Source organism: Comamonas sp. UBA7840 (assembly GCF_002501455.1).
GTDB lineage: Bacteria > Pseudomonadota > Gammaproteobacteria > Burkholderiales > Burkholderiaceae_C > Comamonas > Comamonas jiangduensis.
In genome coordinates, this window is record NZ_DLTI01000043.1 from 1 (window position 1) to 15,033 (window position 15,033).

Sequence of the window (15,033 nt, forward strand, 5' to 3'; positions counted from 1 at the left end):
CGCTCTTCCGGCGTGCAGCAGCACCTGCTGGGCGGCGGTGAGTGTGGCCTGCTCCAGCTGCCAGCCTTGCCAGCGGCTGCGCCATGGCAGGGTGATGAGCTGGACCAGGTTAAAGCTGAGCTGGCGTTCGATCTCGCGCTCATGGCCGTTGACGAAGCGCCCCAGCGTCAGCGTGGGGTTGAACAGGGTCAGGGCCTGGGCGCGCTGCGCATCCTGGCGGGCCAGCTGTGCCAGCCGGGCTTGCAGGCTGGGGCTGCGCAGCAGTGCGATGCGCACGGCCGTGTCGGCATCGACCGGCTGGCTCAGCCACTGGGCGATCTGTGCCTCGGTGGCTTGCTGTTGCACCGCAGTGGCGCTGGCTTCGGGCGTGGGCAGGCTGCTGCCCGCCGGAAGGCGCGCGGCAGTCTGAGCGTTGACTGCGCTGCGCAGCCCATCGGGGGCCACGCTGGCACAACCGGCTAGCAGCAGGGCTCCCAGCAGGGGTGAGAGACGGAGCAAGCGGCGCTTCATGGCTGGTCTCCGTGCCCATGGTGTGCCGCTGCTGCATCTGGCTGGGCAGCTGGGGCTACGGCTTGCTGCGCGGCTTCCCAGCGCAGCACATCGGCGTGACCCCGTGGAAATTCACCGACTGCGGCATTGGCAGCGCGCCAGTCTTGGGGGGCAGCAATCACCGCGCTGCTGGTGGGCAGCGGCGGGTGAACCAGCGCGCGCTGCGGTGCTATCGCTTCAGCAGCTGCAAGGGTAGAGGTGGGCGGTGTTTGGGCCATGGCCCAAGGTGTGGTGCTGCTGAAAGCAAGCAGCCACAGACAAGCAAGGTGCGCGGTGCGCATGCAGCAATCTCCTGCGACAAGATGAACCAAGCATCGGCAGCGGTGTTTGCATGCAGCAAACGGCAAACTGCGGACGCACTTTGGGTATCAGGTCTCAGGCGATGGGTGGTTTGATGGCTTGCACCAGCGTGGCGCTGACAAAGCATGACTGCCCGCTGGCCGGTTGTGTGTGTGCCTGCAAGCCTGAAGGCGGTGCTAATACGACCGGTGTGGAAAGCACGGAATGGCAGATGCCGCATGCCGCACAGGGGGCGCTGTGGTGGTTGCCACCGCAGCCCGGGGCGCTGTCCGTGGTGGTGGCGCAGTGTGTGCTGCCGTGGTCGGTGCCGGTGTCGTGCAATGGACCGCCGGTACCGGCTGCCTGCGCTGCATGGTGTGCTGCGTGCGCGGGCATATCCAGCGCTACCGTGGTGGCCGCAGGCTGGTGGGGCGGCACATTAGGCAGGCTGCCCATGGCCATGGCGTCGCCCAGCAGACCGCGCAGGGTCAGCAGCAACATCATGAACAGGGGCAAGAAGCGGCGCATAGGTAGGAATGATGCCAGAGTGGTGCCAAAGTTCCATGCAGATGGTTTTAGGGCATCAACACGGCTTATCCACCATAGCGACCGGGGCGGTGGTTCATGGACAGCACTTGGTTGAGCGTGAGGGCCGCCAGGATGGACCACAGGGCGCGCTCGGTATCCACAATGAAAAAAGCGCTGAGCAAAATCAGGCAGTCCAACGCCATTTGCACATAGCCCGCGCGCCAGCCGTAGCGCTGCTGCAGGTACAGCGCCGCAATGCCCAGGCCACCCATGGAGCAGCGGTGGCGAAACAGCACCAGCATGCCCACGCCCATGAGCATGCCGCCCACCACTGCTGCGTAGGGTGCTTGGATGCTGTCGATATGAAAAAAGCGGGGCTGCAATTCCGTCACCAGCGACAGCAGGCCCACGGTGCAAAACGTTTTGAAGGTGAAGGCCCTGCCCATTTTGCGCAGGGCCAGCCAGTAAAAAGGCAGGTTGAGCAAGAAGAACCACAGGCCAAAGCCGATGTCGGTGGCGTAGTGCAGTGCAAAGCCCAGGCCCGCCATGCCGCCGGTAACCAGCCCCGCCTGCTTGAAAAAAGCCACCCCCACGGACACCAGCAGCACTCCAGTGACGATGGCAGCCACGTCTTCGAGCGTGGTGTGCGGTGGCGGGGCGCTGGGCGCGGCAGCAGGGCGGGACGATGGAGAGGGCTTGCTCATGGTGCGAAGGATCTGTGCGCAGCGTGGTTTTGCGGCGCACAGATTATGCAGTCTGCCTGCTTAAACGGCGGGTTTTTTGTGTGCCGTGCGGCGCAGGCGCAAACCGTTGGCCACCACCAGCAGGCTCACGCCCATATCGGCCAGCACGGCCAGCCACATGCTGGCGTGGCCGCTGACAGCCAGCGCAAAGAACCCAGCTTTGATACCCAGCGCCAGCCCAATGTTCTGCCACAGCACGCGGTGGGCGCGCTGCGACAGTGCAATGGTGTCCGGGATGCGACGCAGGTCGTCATGCATCAGCACCACATCGGCAGTCTCCATGGCCATGCCGGTGCTGTGCGCACCGCCCATGGCAAAGCCGATGTCGGCTTTGGCCAGTGCAGGGGCGTCGTTGATGCCGTCGCCCACCATGCCCACGGCACCATGGGCTTGCAGTGCATGCAGGCGCTGCAGTTTGTCTTCGGGTAGCAGACCACCTTCGGCCTGGTTGATGCCCGCCTGGGTGGCCATGGCCCGCACCGCATCGGGGTGGTCGCCGCTGAGCACCACGGGTGCGATGCCCATGGCTTGCAGTTGCTGCACGGCCTGCCGGGCTTGCGGGCGCAGCGTGTCGGCCACGGCAAACAGGGCCAGTACGTGGCTGCTGGTGGCCAGCAAACTGACGCTGCGGCCCAGGCTGCTGTGGGCGTACACGGCGGCTTGCAGATCGGAGCTGGCCAGCCCGTTTTCCTGGGCCCAGCGCAGGTTGACCAGGTAGTAGGTAGCGCCGTGAATGCGCGCCTGCACGCCGCGCCCGGGCAGCGCTTGCAGGTCTTGGGCGGGCGAGGCTCTCAGCCCTTCGGCATGCAGGCCTTGGGCAATCGCGTGCGAGACGGGGTGGGCAGAACGCGAGGCCATCTGCCACGCCAGCAAGGCCACATCGGCTTGGGTGGTGGTGGCGTTGTCGAGCACCTCCCAGGCCACCAGTGCAGGCTGGCCGGTGGTGAGGGTGCCGGTTTTGTCCAGCGCAATGGTGCGCAGGTGGCGTGCAGATTCCAGCACGCTGCCGCCTTTGAGCAGCACGCCATGGCGCGCTGCTGCCGTCAAGGCGCTGACCACGGTGACGGGCGTGGACAGCACCAGCGCACATGGGCAGGCAATCACCAGCAGGGCCAAGGCTTGGTACAGCGCATCCAGCCACGCCCAGCCCAGCAGCAGCGGGGCCAGCACGGCCAGCGCAATGGCCAGCACCATCACGATGGGTGTGTAGATGGCGGCAAAGCGGTCAACAAAACGCTGGGTGGGCGCTTTGCGGGCTTGGGCCTGTTCTACGGCTTTGACGATGCGCGCCAGCATGGAGTCGGCGGTGGCAGCCGTGACTTGCACCTGCAGCTCGGCCTGTTGGTTGATGCTGCCCGCCCATACGCTGTCGCCCGGGGTTTTGTCCACGGGCACGCTTTCGCCGGTGATGGGGGCCTGGTTGACGCTGCTGTGGCCTGCGGTGATGGTGCCATCCAGCGGAATGCGCGCACCAGGGGGCACACGCACGGTGGCACCGGTGGGCACCTCGGCCGTGGGCTTGGTGTGGCTGCTGCCGTCGGGTTTCAGCACCTCGGCGGTGTCGGGGGTCAGGCCCAGCAGGTTGCGAATGGCCAGGCGGGCACGGTCCATAGCCTGGTCTTCAATGCGCTCGGCGGCGGCGTACAGCGCCATCACCATGGCAGCTTCGGGCCACTGGCCAATCAGGAAGGCGCCAGTCACGGCCACGGCCATCAGTGCATGAATGCCCAGTTGCAGGTGAGCCAGGCTTTTGAGCCCCGCCTGGTACACGCCCAAGCCCGACAGACCAATTGCCACCACGGCCAGCGCCATGCCTGCATATTCGAGCGCGGGGATCTGCGGGGCGAGCCAGTGCGAGGCTTCGGCCAGCAGCGCCATGACCAGTGCAGCGCTGATGCGCGGCCAGCCCGGCAGCACGCCGTGGTCATGGCCGTGATCGTGGTCGTCTGCGTGGCTGTGCGCTGCATGATCGTGCTTGTGCCCCTCATGGTCAGAGTGCGCATGCGCTTTGGGGGCTGCGGGTGAGCAGCAGGGCGAGTGCGTGTGTTTGGTGTCCATGCCATGATTGGAATGTTGAAAGTCACTTGAAGGTCAAGCCCATGACAGCACTGCGCATAGGGGAGGCTGCCAAACGCACGGGCGTATCGGCGGTCAATATCCGTTACTACGAAAAAGAAGGGCTGCTGGCACCCGCAGCCCGCCACGACAACGACTACCGCTTTTACGGTGAGGCGGACTTGCACCGGCTGCGCTTTATCCGGATGTGCCGGGCGATGGATATGTCGCTGGATGAAGTGCGTACTTTGCTGGCGCTGGACGGTCGCAAGCCCGACGATTGCCACGCAGCGGCGGCCACGATCGAAGCGCATTTGCACCATGTGCGCCAGCGCTTGAAAGAGCTGCGCGCGCTGGAAAAAGAGTTGCAATCCCTCAAGGCGGTGTGCGATGGCCAGCAGCCGCGTTGCAACCTGATTGCCGCCTTGCACGCACAGGCCGATGCCAGCTTGCCGCCCGAGCCCGGCTCGCATGTCAAGCGCCATGTCTAACAGCGTGCTCTAAGGCCCGTGCGCATCGCTTGGGGGCGGGAAGGCTTCACCCATCCGTAGGCAGGGCGATGAAATAAAAAGAGAGCTATCTGCGCTTGTTCAATCAAGCTTTGAAGCATAAAAAGTCTTGTATTGCTTGGTTTAAAAGCGCTAGCAGCTATATTTTTTGCGGGTACACATGCGGGTGACATCCTTGCGCTTTTGTGCGGCTTGTCACTGCAAAGTCACCGTTGCGGCAACAATGCCAGCATGCATAGCAAAGATGGAATCCCCGGTTTTGACTGGAGTGGTGTGCGAGCCATGGTGTTTGATATGGACGGCACCTTGCTCAACACCGAATATGTGATCGTGCAAGCGGCCAGCCATGCGCTGGTGCATCTGGGCCACGCGCCGCTGCCAGAGGGCTACCACATGCCCAATATGTTTGGTACGGCCGCAGACTTGATGCTGGATGTGCTGCACGAGCGCGGTGTGCCCGTGCCGCCGGGCGGCCGCGCCGAAGCGGGGGCGCTGTTCGAGCGCTTTTACGCGGCGCAGCCTTCTGGCGCTGCGCCTTTGTATGACGGCGTGCTGGACTGGCTGCAAGCCGCCCAGGCGCGGGGCATCAAGCTGGCAGTGTGTACCAACAAACAGCATGCGCTGGCACTCAAGGGGCTGGAGGCCGCTGGCATTTTGCACCTGTTCGAGGTAGTCACCGGGCGCGACAGCTGCGGTGTGACCAAACCTGCGCCAGAGCCTTTGTTTCACACCCTGTCCCACCTGAAAGTCAGCGCGCAAGATGCGGTGTTTTTTGGCGATACGCACGCCGATGCAGGTTGTGCCGAAGCTGCAGGCGTGCGGTTTGTCTGGTTCAAATCGGGCTTTGGCACCGAGCGGGTGCGGGAGTTTGCGCAAGTGCTGTCGTTTACCCAGTACAGCGAACTGGCATTTGCGCCTGCATGAAGCGCAGGCCGCGCAAAGGCGCGTGCGGTGGTGGAGGCGTGCAAAGCTGGCAGCATGCCTTCACGCGCCATGCTGCGCCGCAATCAGCTTAAAACTGGAAGGTGGCGCCCACCAGCGGCCCGCCCTGGCTGAAGTCCAACTGCTTGCCGTGGTTGCGGTAATTGACCTGCAAGTGGCGATAGCCCAGCGAAAAGTGAATATTTTCTCGCCACTGGTAATTGATGGTGCCCAGCATCTGCCACGTGGCGTCGGAGCCCACCCCCCATCCGCCGGTATCCACGTAAACCAGCGAAGACCACTGGGGTGCAAAGTCATAGCGCCAGCGCACCGCAACCACGGGGTCGACAAAAGAAGTGCTGGACTGCACAGCGGCGATGCCAGGTAGGGTGACCGAGGCGTCAATATCCCACAGGCGTGCGCCAGCCAAAAAATCCACACTGGATTGCTTGGCCCACTGCCAGTTGTAGCCCCCAGTCAATGTCACGGAGGTTTGGCGCACCTTGGCGCGGGCAGAAAGGCCCAGAGGCAAGGCAGCAGAGCGGGATGCAGACGCATGGCTGGCATCCCCATGCAACACCCAGCGACCTTGGCGCGCTGTGCCGGACACAAAGAATGCAGTGTCCAGATTTTCCAGAATGTCAGAAAAAGATTGCTCCACATGCGCAGCAGGCGCTCCCCGCAAGGGCTTGATGCGCCCATCCAGTCCGGTCATCCAGACATAGGGGGTGAGCTGAAAACGCCATGCCTCAGGTGAAGCCGTTTGCGCAGTGGCTGGGCCATGCAAAGCAAGGACAGCGCCGCAAAGGATGGTGCTTTTGAGTGTCAACCCAAAGAGATGTGGCGGATTTTTCATGGCAAAAGTAAATAATGTGTCATCGCTATATTACTGATTGCTTGTCATGCGGCGCATCTGGCATTCCCGCTCTACAGATCGGCGATCTGCGCTGTTTCCCCATTTTTCTGCAGGAGGTTGAATGACTCTGAAATTTCCGCGTATTCGTCCGCAATTGGCGGCACTTTTGCTCAGCATTACAGGGGCCGCAGCAGCCTCTAGTGCCTGGGCCTGCACCAGGCTGGTGTTTCACGGTGCCGATGGGCAGGTGGTGACAGCGCGCTCGATGGACTGGAAGAGCGACATCGTCAGCAATCTGTGGGTGCTGCCACGAGGCATGGCGCGCACCGGGCAGACTGGCCAGCACACCATCCGCTGGACTTCCAAATACGGCAGCGTCATCACCTCGGGTTACGATATTTCTACGACCGATGGGGTGAATGAGGCGGGCCTCAATGCCAATTTGCTGTGGCTGGTGGAGTCGGAATATCCGGCCTTTGATGCCAATAGCAAGCCGGGGCTGACGATTGCAGCATGGGCGCAGTACGTGCTGGACAACTTTGCCACGGTACAAGAGGCGGTGGAGGCGCTCAAAACGCAGCCCTTCACCATCGTTTCAGATAACGTGCCGGGCGAAAATCGTCTGACCACGCTGCACCTGTCCATGTCGGATGCCAGCGGTGATAGCGCCATCGTGGAATACATTGGTGGCAAGCAGGTGATTCACCACAGCCGTGATTACCAAGTGATGACCAATTCCCCGATTTTTGAGGAGCAACTGGCACTCAATACCTATTGGCAGCAGATCGGGGGCACCACCATGCTGCCGGGTACTAACCGTGCAGCCGATCGCTTTGCGCGCGCATCGTTTTATGTGAATACCATTCCCAAAGACCAGAGTCCGAACAAAAATCTGGCCAGCGTATTCAGCGTGATTCGGAATGTCTCGGTGCCTTATGGCATCAGCACGCCCGGGCAGCCAAATATCTCATCGACCCGCTGGCGCACGGTGTTCGATCACCAGCGCAAACTGTATTTCTTTGAGTCCGCCCTAACGCCTAATACGTTCTGGGTGGATCTCAATGCGCTGGATTTCAGTCCACAAAGTGGCAAGGTACTGAAACTGGATCTGGGGGCAGATCAAAGTCACACCTACGCAGGTAACGCAACACCCGCCTTCAAACCTGCTGCGCCCTTTCAATTTTTGGGCATTTAAGTGGTTGCAAGGTTGTGTCGGTGCACCGTGAACCAGCCTTGGCTTCTATATACCGAATGAAAAACACTCAGCCCGCACAAGGCGGGCTGTGGTGAGGATGGAGTCGCTGGCTGGGCGTTAGCGTATTACGGGCGGCGCACCGCGAAAACCCAGGGCTTGAGAGATTTCAAAAGCCGTGCTTTGCAGCTTGGGCAGCCAGCCTTCATCCAGGCGGTCGGCGGGAGCGGAAATAGACAGGGCGGCAATCAGCTTGGCCTGGTCGTCATAAATACCTGCGGCCATACAGCGCACGCCCAGTTCCAGCTCTTCGTTGTCGTAGGCAACGCCAGTTTCGCGGGCTTTGCTCAGCTCGCGCTCCAGCATGGGCAGCTGGGTCAGGCTGTTGTGGGTGTTGCCCGCCAGACCTGTGCGCATGGCGTAGGCACGCACGCGCTGGGGCTCGTCTGCCGCCAGAAACAGCTTGCCGTTCGAGGTGAGATGCAGGGGCGCATGGCCCCCAATCGCGCGTACTACCTGCATGCCGGAGCGTTCGCTGTAGGCGCGCTCAACATAGACGATTTCATCGCCTTGGCGAACGCTCAAATTCACGGGTTGCTGGATTTGTTTGTGCAGCAGGCGCATGGCGGGCAAGGCGGTTTCGCGCACGCTCAGGCGTGCTTTGACCAAGTTGCCCAATTCCAGCAGGCGCATGCCAAGGCGGTAGCTGCCGGATTCGGGGCGGTCCACAAAACGGCCTGCGGCCAGGTCGTTCAAAATGCGGTGTGCAGTGGAAGGGTGCAGGCCGGTTTTTTCGCTGATGTCTTTCAAAGACACAGCCTCTTCGCGTGATGCAAGTACGTCGATCAGGACAAACATGCGCTCCAGCACTTGAACACTGGGTTTGGCGAGTACGTCTTGATCATTTTTCTTCATGTGGAATCCCAGTCTCTCAGATGGGCGGATTCTAGCCGCCACTGGTCGGCGTGACACACATCTTTGGTGTGGATAGCCCCCTTCAATCGATCTCTTCAGGTTTTGTCGACGCGATGCCACAAGTTGTCGCGTAAAACCTCATGGGGATGAAATTGCGCCTTGTAGCGCATTTTGGGTGACTGCTCGATCCAGTAGCCAAGGTACACATAAGGCAGTCCCATGCTGCGCGCAAATTCAATTTGCCACAGCACATTGAAGGTGCCGTAGCTGGCGCCCGGGTCGGGTTCGTAGAAGGTGTAGACCGCAGACAGTCCATCTTCCAGACAGTCAATGATGGACACCATGCGTAACGCATTGTTGGCATGGGGATCGCGAAACTCGACCAAACATGTCTCCACACGGCTTTGCAGCAGGAACTGGGTGTACTGCTCGACGTTGTCTTGGTCCATGCCGCCGCCGCTGTGGCGTGCGTGCTGGTAGCGCTGGTACAGGTCGTAATGCTCTTGCGAAAAGTGCAGGCGCTGCACGTTGATCTCGAGCTCTGCATGCTGCTTTCGCGCGCGGCGCTGGCTGCGCGTGGGCTGGTATGCCTGCGTGAGCACGCGCAGCGGCTGACAGGCACTGCAGTGGCTGCAATACGGGCGGTAGGTAAATAAACCGCTGCGGCGAAAGCCCTGGCTAACCAAGGCAGAGTACACCTCTGCCTGTATCAAATGGCTGGGAGCAGCGACCTGCGAGCGAGCCTCTTGCTGCGGCAGGTAGCTGCAGGGGTAGGGCGCAGTGGCGTAGAACTGCAGGCTGTAGTGCGGCAGGTCGTTGAGCTGTGTCATGCGGTACAGAACTTCAGAGTCTTCAGCAAAGCGAGTCCCAGTATACGGGGCGGAAATTCCAGTCCATTGTGGGCTGTTGCTGCTGGCGAGTTGCTTCAGTCAGAAAGTCTGCGCGGGGCTGTTCGCGCGCACCCAGGGAGGCCAAATGGGCGGTGGCTTGCTGGCAGTCGATTTGTGTGGCTCCATGGTGGCGGCAGAGCCCCACCAGCGCGGCCAGCGCGACCTTGGAGGCATCGGTCGCATGGGCAAACATGGATTCACCATACACAGCCTGCCCAAGGGCTATGCAATATAAGCCGCCCACCAATTGGTTGTTGACCCACGTCTCCACGCTGTGTGCCAGGCCCTGCGCGTGCAAGTCACAGTATGCCTCCAGGATCTCGGGCACGATCCAGGTGCCGTTTTGCCCCGCGCGGGGTGTGTTGGCGCAGTGGGTAATGACTTGTCGAAAGCTGGTGTTAATACGCACCTCATAGCTGGGCATGCGGATGAACTTGCGCACGGTTTTGCGCAGCGAGGGGTGCAGGCGAAAATCGCTGGTCTTGAGCACCATGCGCGGATCGGGTGACCACCATAAATTAGGCTGCCCTGGGCTGAACCATGGAAAAATGCCGCGCTGGTAGGCTGCCTGCAAATGGGGTGCATCCAGCACCCCACCTGCCGCCAGCAAGCCGGGCATGGGGGAGTCTTCCCCCCAGGCAAGGTCTACAGGGGGGAAATCATCATCGGCTTCCAGCCAAATCAGGGGTGGTGCTTGCATTGTTGGTATCAAAAAAATATGAATTTGGGTTTGCTGGCAGTGACTCACCCATCTGCCAGGGCGGTGCGGCCAGTGCCATTCCTACATCCAACACTGTCCTATGGGGACAAATGGAACGATGGATCATGGCTATGGTTGCATCAGTATCTTCGGCGGCATTATGTGATGCCGGCTCCGGCAGATGCGGATGAAGGAGGTGGAATCATGTTGTCTATGGGTCTTTTTGGTACGGAGCCACGCTACATCCGCCGTGCGCGTGCCTATTTGGAAGAAGCACGCATGGCGATGCTGGAGCACTCCATTGCTGCGGAGCACTATCAGGCTTCCGCAGATATGTACGCTGAGCGCGCGCGTCGCCTGGAGCAAGAGATCGCGACCTGGGAGGCGAAAAAAAATGGTGTGGAAGTCATGGAGCCTGTGCATGAGGCTCCTCCAGCCAAGCATGCGGCGCATGGTCGTCTAGAGCCCTCGCGCAAACATGCGCTGACCAAAGAGAAGGCTTCGGTCGGCATTGTGCGCGCTGCATGAGGGCTGTGTGCTTGCTGCGCACAAGAAAAAAGCCAAGCATTTTGCAATGCTTGGCTTTTTATGTGGCTCCCCGACCTGGGCTCGAACCAGGGACCTGCGGATTAACAGTCCGTCGCTCTACCGACTGAGCTATCAGGGAATATTGCGGTATTGCCTTGTTTTTGAAATTGCAAGGCGACAATTTTGGCTCCCCGACCTGGGCTCGAACCAGGGACCTGCGGATTAACAGTCCGTCGCTCTACCGACTGAGCTATCAGGGAATATTGCGGTATTGCCTTGTTTTTTGAAATTGCAAGGCGACAATTTTGGCTCCCCGACCTGGGCTCGAACCAGGGACCTGCGGATTAACAGTCCGTCGCTCTACCGACTGAGCTATCAGGGAATATTCGGTAAGTTTTGCAGCGCAAAACTCAAAAATCTTGTTGGCTCCCCGACCTGGGCTCGAACCAGGGACCTGCGGATTAACAGTCCGTCGCTCTACCGACTGAGCTATCAGGGAACAAGAGCTAGATTATATACATGGATTTTTGGCGCTTTGGAAAGTTGCCTCAAAAAAGAGAAGCAGGTGGGGCTTATGCAGGTTCAGGCCGCAGCCACAGCCAGAGCAAAACAGCCGCCATGCAACTGCTGGCCACGATGCGTAACCACATGGGGGTGGGGGTGAACCAGAGTACAACCGCGCAGACGCCCATCATGGCGGCAGCGCTGCGCTTGGCGCGGCGGCTGACACAGCCCCCGGCATGCCAGTTTTGCAGCATGGGGCCAAACAGGCGGTGGTTCCACAGCCAGGCATGCATGCGCGGTGAACTGCGCATGGCAGCCCAGCCTGCAATCAAGATAAAGACGGTGGTGGGCAAGCCTGGAATAAACACGCCCGCAACGCCCATGAGCAAAGAAAGCGCGGCCAGCCCACGCAGCAGCCAGCGCGTGTACCAACGGCGCGCCACGGCAGGAGTGGGCATGGCGGCATGCGGTGGTGGTACTTCAGGCTTGGCGGGCAAGGACATGGCGTGATTGTGCCTGTAGCGCCCAGATGCAGACGATGGTTGTGGGCAAGCACTTTGAAAAACAGAGCTTTCGGTGCCTGTCATTCATAGCTTTCCAATGGTTTTGGTAGTGAAAGCAATGGCTGATGAGCGCTGGCTGCTATTTATATCTTCATAGCAAGATAGTGCTGTGCTTGGGAGGCGGGCAGAAAAAAGGCCTGCAAAGCAGGCCTTACGACAACAGCAGGCAGCACCAGCTTTGATTAATTTCTCGCAGGCGTAGCGTTGGGCTTTTTGTCTGCAGCGGGGCTGCTTTTGCTGATCTTGCCCATAAAGAGCACGGTGAAGTAAATCCACATGGCGATAACGATCAAGATCACAATCAGGCTCATCAGGCCGTAGTCTGTGGAGATCAAATCGGTGAGCATCTTCATAGCAAACATCCTCCGCAATCAGTCATGGGTGAGTAAAAGTACGTCCACTATCAGGGGTGGGGGGCATCTGGCGTTTGCGACACATCAAGGTGCGCGACTGCGCGGTTTGCGTTAGAGCAAGGGTCTGGCGGGTGGTTTTTTGCATACCATCGCTGCGTTGCCGATCAGCGGTAGCAAGCTTTTATTTTTGAATGGATAAAGACAGATGATCGACCCCTCCAGCGTCACGCACAGTGTGCAATTGGCTGTAGCTCCTGTGTTCTTTTTGACGGCCGTGGCAGGCATGATCAGCGCCGTGGCCGGGCGGCTGGCGCGCATCATTGACCGGGCGCGTGTGATGGAAGACCGTGTTCGCGCCAGCACCGATGAGGAGTTCATCCAGCGCGGCTTGATGGAGCTGAACTATCTGCGCAAGCGTGGTCGTATTGCCAACTGGTCGATTGGTTTGCTCACGCTGTGCGGGTTCTTGATTGGACTGACGATTGTGTTTCTGTTCATCGGGCAGGCATGGGTGGCCGAGCAAGGGCACCATGTGGCGGTGTTTTCTTTCTTGGCGGGGGTGGTCTCTTTTATTGCCGCACTGGCCTGCTTTATGTGGGAGACGGTGTTGGCCACGGATTTGCTGAATTTCAATGTGCTGGAGATGGACCGGAAAATGCGGCACTGAACCTAAAGCACCAACTGCTGTGTGCACATGGGTCAGAAAAAAAGGAGGCTCTACAGCCTCCTTTTTTGTATGCGATGCACGCACCGCTATTCAGTTTTTGGGATCGATTGGGTCCAGCCACGACTGGGCGGCATCAATCACGCACTGGGTCAGCCGCTCCAGCCCCGTCTGCGCGTTGCGCGCATGGGCCCAGTACAGCGGCACGGAAATACCGGTGCCTGGCAGCAGCTCCACCAAACGGCCATCTTTGAGATGGTCCTGGATAAGCACGGTGGGGTGCATTCCCCAGGCGATATGGGCTTCGCAGGCGCGAATGAAGGCATGGGCCGAAGGTACCCAGTGGCGCGGTGGCATGTGCCGCGCAGTGACGCCTTGTTGCTGCAGCCACTTGTCTTGCATGGCGTCTTTGCGGCCATACGTCAGCATCGGTGCTTGTGCGAGGGTATGGGCCGTGATGCCTGCATCGCCAAAGTAGCGCGCAATGAAAGCCGGGCTGGCGGCAGCCACGTAGTGCATATTGGCCAGGGGCCAGATGTTGCAGCCGGTGATGTGGCTCGACGATGCGGTGACTGCCGCCATCACTTCACCTTCTTTGATGCGCTTGGCCGTGTGGTCTTGGTCATCAATGCTGATGTCCAGCAACTCATTGCCGCCCTGGGTGAAGGCGGCCATGGCATCCACAAACCAGCTGTTGAGTGAGTCTGCATTGACGGCCAGCTTGAGGGTGGGGCGTGCAACCTGTCCTTCAGGCACCAGCTCGGGGTTGGCGCGGCGCAATTCGTTTTCCAGCAGGGCGACCTGCTCGACATGCAGACACAGGCGCCGTCCCGCTTCGGTGCCGGTGCAGGGCGTGCCGCGCATGACCAGCACTTGCCCCACACGCTCTTCCAGCAGTTTGATGCGCTGTGAAATGGCGGAAGGCGTCACGTGCAGCTTGCGCGCGGCACGGTCAAAGCTGCCTTCGCGCAGCACGGCGGCCAAAGCTTCCAACCCAGCGTAGTCGAGCATGTAGTAAAACTTAATTTGATTGAGATTGTTTAATTTTACTTATGTTCTTCGCCCTTCGACAATTGCGGGCATGTGGACTGCAAACATTACTGCTTCGTGGCTGGCTGGGTTTACCGTGTGCCTGTCGCTCATTATTTCGATTGGTGCGCAAAACCTGTATGTGCTCAAACAGGCGGTGCGCGGCCAGCATGTACGCGCTTGCGTGGCGTGGTGCGTGGTCTCTGACGCCTTATTGATTGGCCTGGGTGTTGCCGGCATGGCGCAATTGCTCAGCAGCCAGCCCGATGTGGCTCGGTGGCTGGGCTGGGGTGGGGTGCTGTTTTTGTTGGGCTATGGCAGCTTTGCGCTGTGGCGCATGTGGATGGCGCCCGATGCTTCGGTGGTTGCAGACAGCACGCAAGTTGCGCCCCGTGGCTTGCTGGGGGTGCTCAGCGCATTGGCGGTGATTACCTTGTTCAACCCCCATGTGTATCTGGATACGGTGGTTTTGGTCGGCTCAATTGGCGCGCGCCAAGAAGGCCATTTGAAGTGGATGTTTGTGCTGGGTGCTGCCTGCGCCAGCCTGGTGTGGTTTGGTTTGCTCAGTTTTGCAGCACAGCGCATGCGCGGTATTTTTGCCAAGCCTATGGCATGGCGCGTTCTGGATGGCCTGACGGGCGTGATGATGCTGGCTCTGGCCTACTGGGTATGGCAAGGCTTGTCGGCAACAGTTTGAATCTGAGTCCGAGCTTGGGATGCTGCTATCAAAAAAGCCCGTAGCTCACGCTACGGGCTTTTTTGTTGGGTGGAGCCAGCGAAAGCGCTTAATTCAGGCGTGCCAGCACTTCCAGCAGCTTCCACTGGTTGGCCAGAATTTGGTAGTGCGCGGTTTCGCCCGTTTTTTGACTGACCGCCTCAATGAACACCACATTGCCTTGCGATTGGGCGGGTTTCATGGCTGGCTTGATCTTGTCGTAGTTATAGCGCTCGGCCAGGTCGCCACGGAAATTCAAAACACGGTCACTGCCACTGGACAGATGTGCAGCAAACAGCTCCAAGGTGCGTGCCAAGGTAACTTCGCTGAGACCGACGGTGATGGCTTTTTCCATGGGGATGGACGCGTTATCGCTCATAAAGATGATCCGGTTAAATAAACAAGGTGCAATGCGTATCTGCTGTGGGCATGCATCATGCCGCAGCAAGGCCAAAATTTGTACATGTAGAAGCAAATTGCTCGGGCTAGGGCTTGCAAACTGTTGTAAACAGTGCTGATGCACCCCACAAAAAAGCGCTA

18 protein-coding genes, 4 tRNA genes and 1 pseudogene are annotated in these 15,033 nt (G+C 59.9%); 6 read left to right on the plus strand and 17 right to left on the minus strand.

Annotated features, from left to right (window positions below; genetic code table 11):
* The 5 genes and pseudogenes from B3R00_RS15725 to B3R00_RS15745 all read right to left on the minus strand — a co-directional run.
* Nucleotides 1–510: pseudogene (locus B3R00_RS15725) on the minus strand (TolC family protein); the annotation flags it as partial.
* Nucleotides 507–830 carry a hypothetical protein gene (locus tag B3R00_RS15730; RefSeq protein WP_286999791.1) on the minus strand — a complete coding sequence of 108 codons (324 nt, stop codon included), beginning with the start codon at nucleotides 828–830 and terminating at the stop codon, nucleotides 507–509. The gene B3R00_RS15730 and the pseudogene B3R00_RS15725, both read right to left, overlap by 4 nt.
* A gap of 94 nt (nucleotides 831–924) precedes the next feature.
* Nucleotides 925–1,356, minus strand: a complete 432-nt coding sequence (locus B3R00_RS15735; protein WP_286999793.1) for a hypothetical protein — start codon at nucleotides 1,354–1,356, stop codon at nucleotides 925–927.
* Nucleotides 1,357–1,421: 65 nt separating this feature from the next.
* The gene (locus B3R00_RS15740; RefSeq protein WP_286999795.1) at nucleotides 1,422–2,060 is read right to left on the minus strand and encodes a YitT family protein; all 639 of its coding nucleotides are present in this window, start codon (nucleotides 2,058–2,060) and stop codon (nucleotides 1,422–1,424) included.
* Between the two features lie 60 nt (nucleotides 2,061–2,120).
* The gene (locus B3R00_RS15745) at nucleotides 2,121–4,157 is read right to left on the minus strand and encodes a heavy metal translocating P-type ATPase (protein ID WP_286999797.1); all 2,037 of its coding nucleotides are present in this window, start codon (nucleotides 4,155–4,157) and stop codon (nucleotides 2,121–2,123) included.
* Between the two features lie 41 nt (nucleotides 4,158–4,198).
* Here B3R00_RS15745 and B3R00_RS15750 point away from each other — a divergent pair, with 41 nt between their 5' ends.
* Complete coding sequence (locus tag B3R00_RS15750) at nucleotides 4,199–4,645, plus strand: MerR family transcriptional regulator (RefSeq protein ID WP_219164247.1); 447 nt, start codon at nucleotides 4,199–4,201, stop codon at nucleotides 4,643–4,645.
* 249 nt (nucleotides 4,646–4,894) lie between these two features.
* Nucleotides 4,895–5,587 (plus strand): HAD family hydrolase, encoded by a 693-nt coding sequence (locus B3R00_RS15755; protein WP_286999798.1) that lies wholly within the window; start codon nucleotides 4,895–4,897, stop codon nucleotides 5,585–5,587.
* 88 nt (nucleotides 5,588–5,675) lie between these two features.
* Here the strand turns inward: B3R00_RS15755 and B3R00_RS15760 are convergent, their stop codons facing one another.
* Nucleotides 5,676–6,299 (minus strand): hypothetical protein, encoded by a 624-nt coding sequence (locus B3R00_RS15760; protein WP_286999799.1) that lies wholly within the window; start codon nucleotides 6,297–6,299, stop codon nucleotides 5,676–5,678.
* Nucleotides 6,300–6,561: 262 nt separating this feature from the next.
* Between B3R00_RS15760 and B3R00_RS15765 the strand changes: the two genes are divergently transcribed.
* The gene (locus tag B3R00_RS15765) at nucleotides 6,562–7,635 is read left to right on the plus strand and encodes a linear amide C-N hydrolase (protein ID WP_286999800.1); all 1,074 of its coding nucleotides are present in this window, start codon (nucleotides 6,562–6,564) and stop codon (nucleotides 7,633–7,635) included.
* Nucleotides 7,636–7,752: 117 nt separating this feature from the next.
* Here B3R00_RS15765 and B3R00_RS15770 read toward each other — a convergent pair whose 3' ends face one another.
* The 3 genes from B3R00_RS15770 to aat all read right to left on the minus strand — a co-directional run bounded on the left by B3R00_RS15770 (nucleotide 7,753) and on the right by aat (nucleotide 10,137).
* Nucleotides 7,753–8,547, minus strand: a complete 795-nt coding sequence (locus tag B3R00_RS15770; protein WP_286999801.1) for an IclR family transcriptional regulator — start codon at nucleotides 8,545–8,547, stop codon at nucleotides 7,753–7,755.
* Nucleotides 8,548–8,642: 95 nt separating this feature from the next.
* A complete protein-coding gene (locus tag B3R00_RS15775; protein ID WP_286999802.1) occupies nucleotides 8,643–9,377 on the minus strand; it encodes an arginyltransferase in 735 nt (244 codons plus the stop codon).
* 22 nt (nucleotides 9,378–9,399) lie between these two features.
* Nucleotides 9,400–10,137 (minus strand): leucyl/phenylalanyl-tRNA--protein transferase, encoded by a 738-nt coding sequence (gene aat, locus B3R00_RS15780; RefSeq protein ID WP_286999803.1) that lies wholly within the window; start codon nucleotides 10,135–10,137, stop codon nucleotides 9,400–9,402.
* Nucleotides 10,138–10,341: 204 nt separating this feature from the next.
* On the opposite strand from aat, the gene B3R00_RS15785 reads away from it, so the two are divergent.
* Nucleotides 10,342–10,665, plus strand: a complete 324-nt coding sequence (locus tag B3R00_RS15785; protein ID WP_286999804.1) for a hypothetical protein — start codon at nucleotides 10,342–10,344, stop codon at nucleotides 10,663–10,665.
* Nucleotides 10,666–10,728: 63 nt separating this feature from the next.
* Here the strand turns inward: B3R00_RS15785 and B3R00_RS15790 are convergent.
* From B3R00_RS15790 to B3R00_RS15815, 6 genes are all read right to left on the minus strand, one after another.
* Nucleotides 10,729–10,804: transfer RNA gene (locus B3R00_RS15790), tRNA-Asn, on the minus strand.
* A gap of 45 nt (nucleotides 10,805–10,849) precedes the next feature.
* A tRNA-Asn gene (locus B3R00_RS15795) sits at nucleotides 10,850–10,925 on the minus strand.
* A 46-nt stretch (nucleotides 10,926–10,971) separates the two neighbouring features.
* A tRNA-Asn gene (locus tag B3R00_RS15800) sits at nucleotides 10,972–11,047 on the minus strand.
* A 41-nt stretch (nucleotides 11,048–11,088) separates the two neighbouring features.
* A tRNA-Asn gene (locus B3R00_RS15805) sits at nucleotides 11,089–11,164 on the minus strand.
* A gap of 73 nt (nucleotides 11,165–11,237) precedes the next feature.
* Nucleotides 11,238–11,672, minus strand: coding sequence for a YbaN family protein (locus tag B3R00_RS15810; protein ID WP_286999806.1), 435 nt, complete (start codon nucleotides 11,670–11,672; stop codon nucleotides 11,238–11,240).
* A 242-nt stretch (nucleotides 11,673–11,914) separates the two neighbouring features.
* On the minus strand, nucleotides 11,915–12,085 hold the full coding sequence (locus tag B3R00_RS15815) for a DUF3149 domain-containing protein (RefSeq protein WP_286999807.1): 171 nt from the start codon (nucleotides 12,083–12,085) through the stop codon (nucleotides 11,915–11,917).
* Nucleotides 12,086–12,290: 205 nt separating this feature from the next.
* On the opposite strand from B3R00_RS15815, the gene B3R00_RS15820 reads away from it, so the two are divergent.
* A complete protein-coding gene (locus B3R00_RS15820; RefSeq protein ID WP_284213850.1) occupies nucleotides 12,291–12,752 on the plus strand; it encodes a DUF2721 domain-containing protein in 462 nt (153 codons plus the stop codon).
* Between the two features lie 90 nt (nucleotides 12,753–12,842).
* Here the strand turns inward: B3R00_RS15820 and B3R00_RS15825 are convergent, their stop codons facing one another.
* Nucleotides 12,843–13,760: an HTH-type transcriptional regulator ArgP gene (locus B3R00_RS15825; RefSeq protein WP_286999809.1), complete on the minus strand. Its 918-nt coding sequence runs from the start codon at nucleotides 13,758–13,760 to the stop codon at nucleotides 12,843–12,845.
* A 70-nt stretch (nucleotides 13,761–13,830) separates the two neighbouring features.
* Between B3R00_RS15825 and B3R00_RS15830 the strand changes: the two genes are divergently transcribed.
* The gene (locus B3R00_RS15830) at nucleotides 13,831–14,475 is read left to right on the plus strand and encodes a LysE/ArgO family amino acid transporter (RefSeq protein WP_286999810.1); all 645 of its coding nucleotides are present in this window, start codon (nucleotides 13,831–13,833) and stop codon (nucleotides 14,473–14,475) included.
* 88 nt (nucleotides 14,476–14,563) lie between these two features.
* Here the strand turns inward: B3R00_RS15830 and B3R00_RS15835 are convergent, their stop codons facing one another.
* Complete coding sequence (locus B3R00_RS15835; RefSeq protein WP_174862700.1) at nucleotides 14,564–14,872, minus strand: hypothetical protein; 309 nt, start codon at nucleotides 14,870–14,872, stop codon at nucleotides 14,564–14,566.
* Nucleotides 14,873–15,033 lie beyond the last annotated feature (161 nt).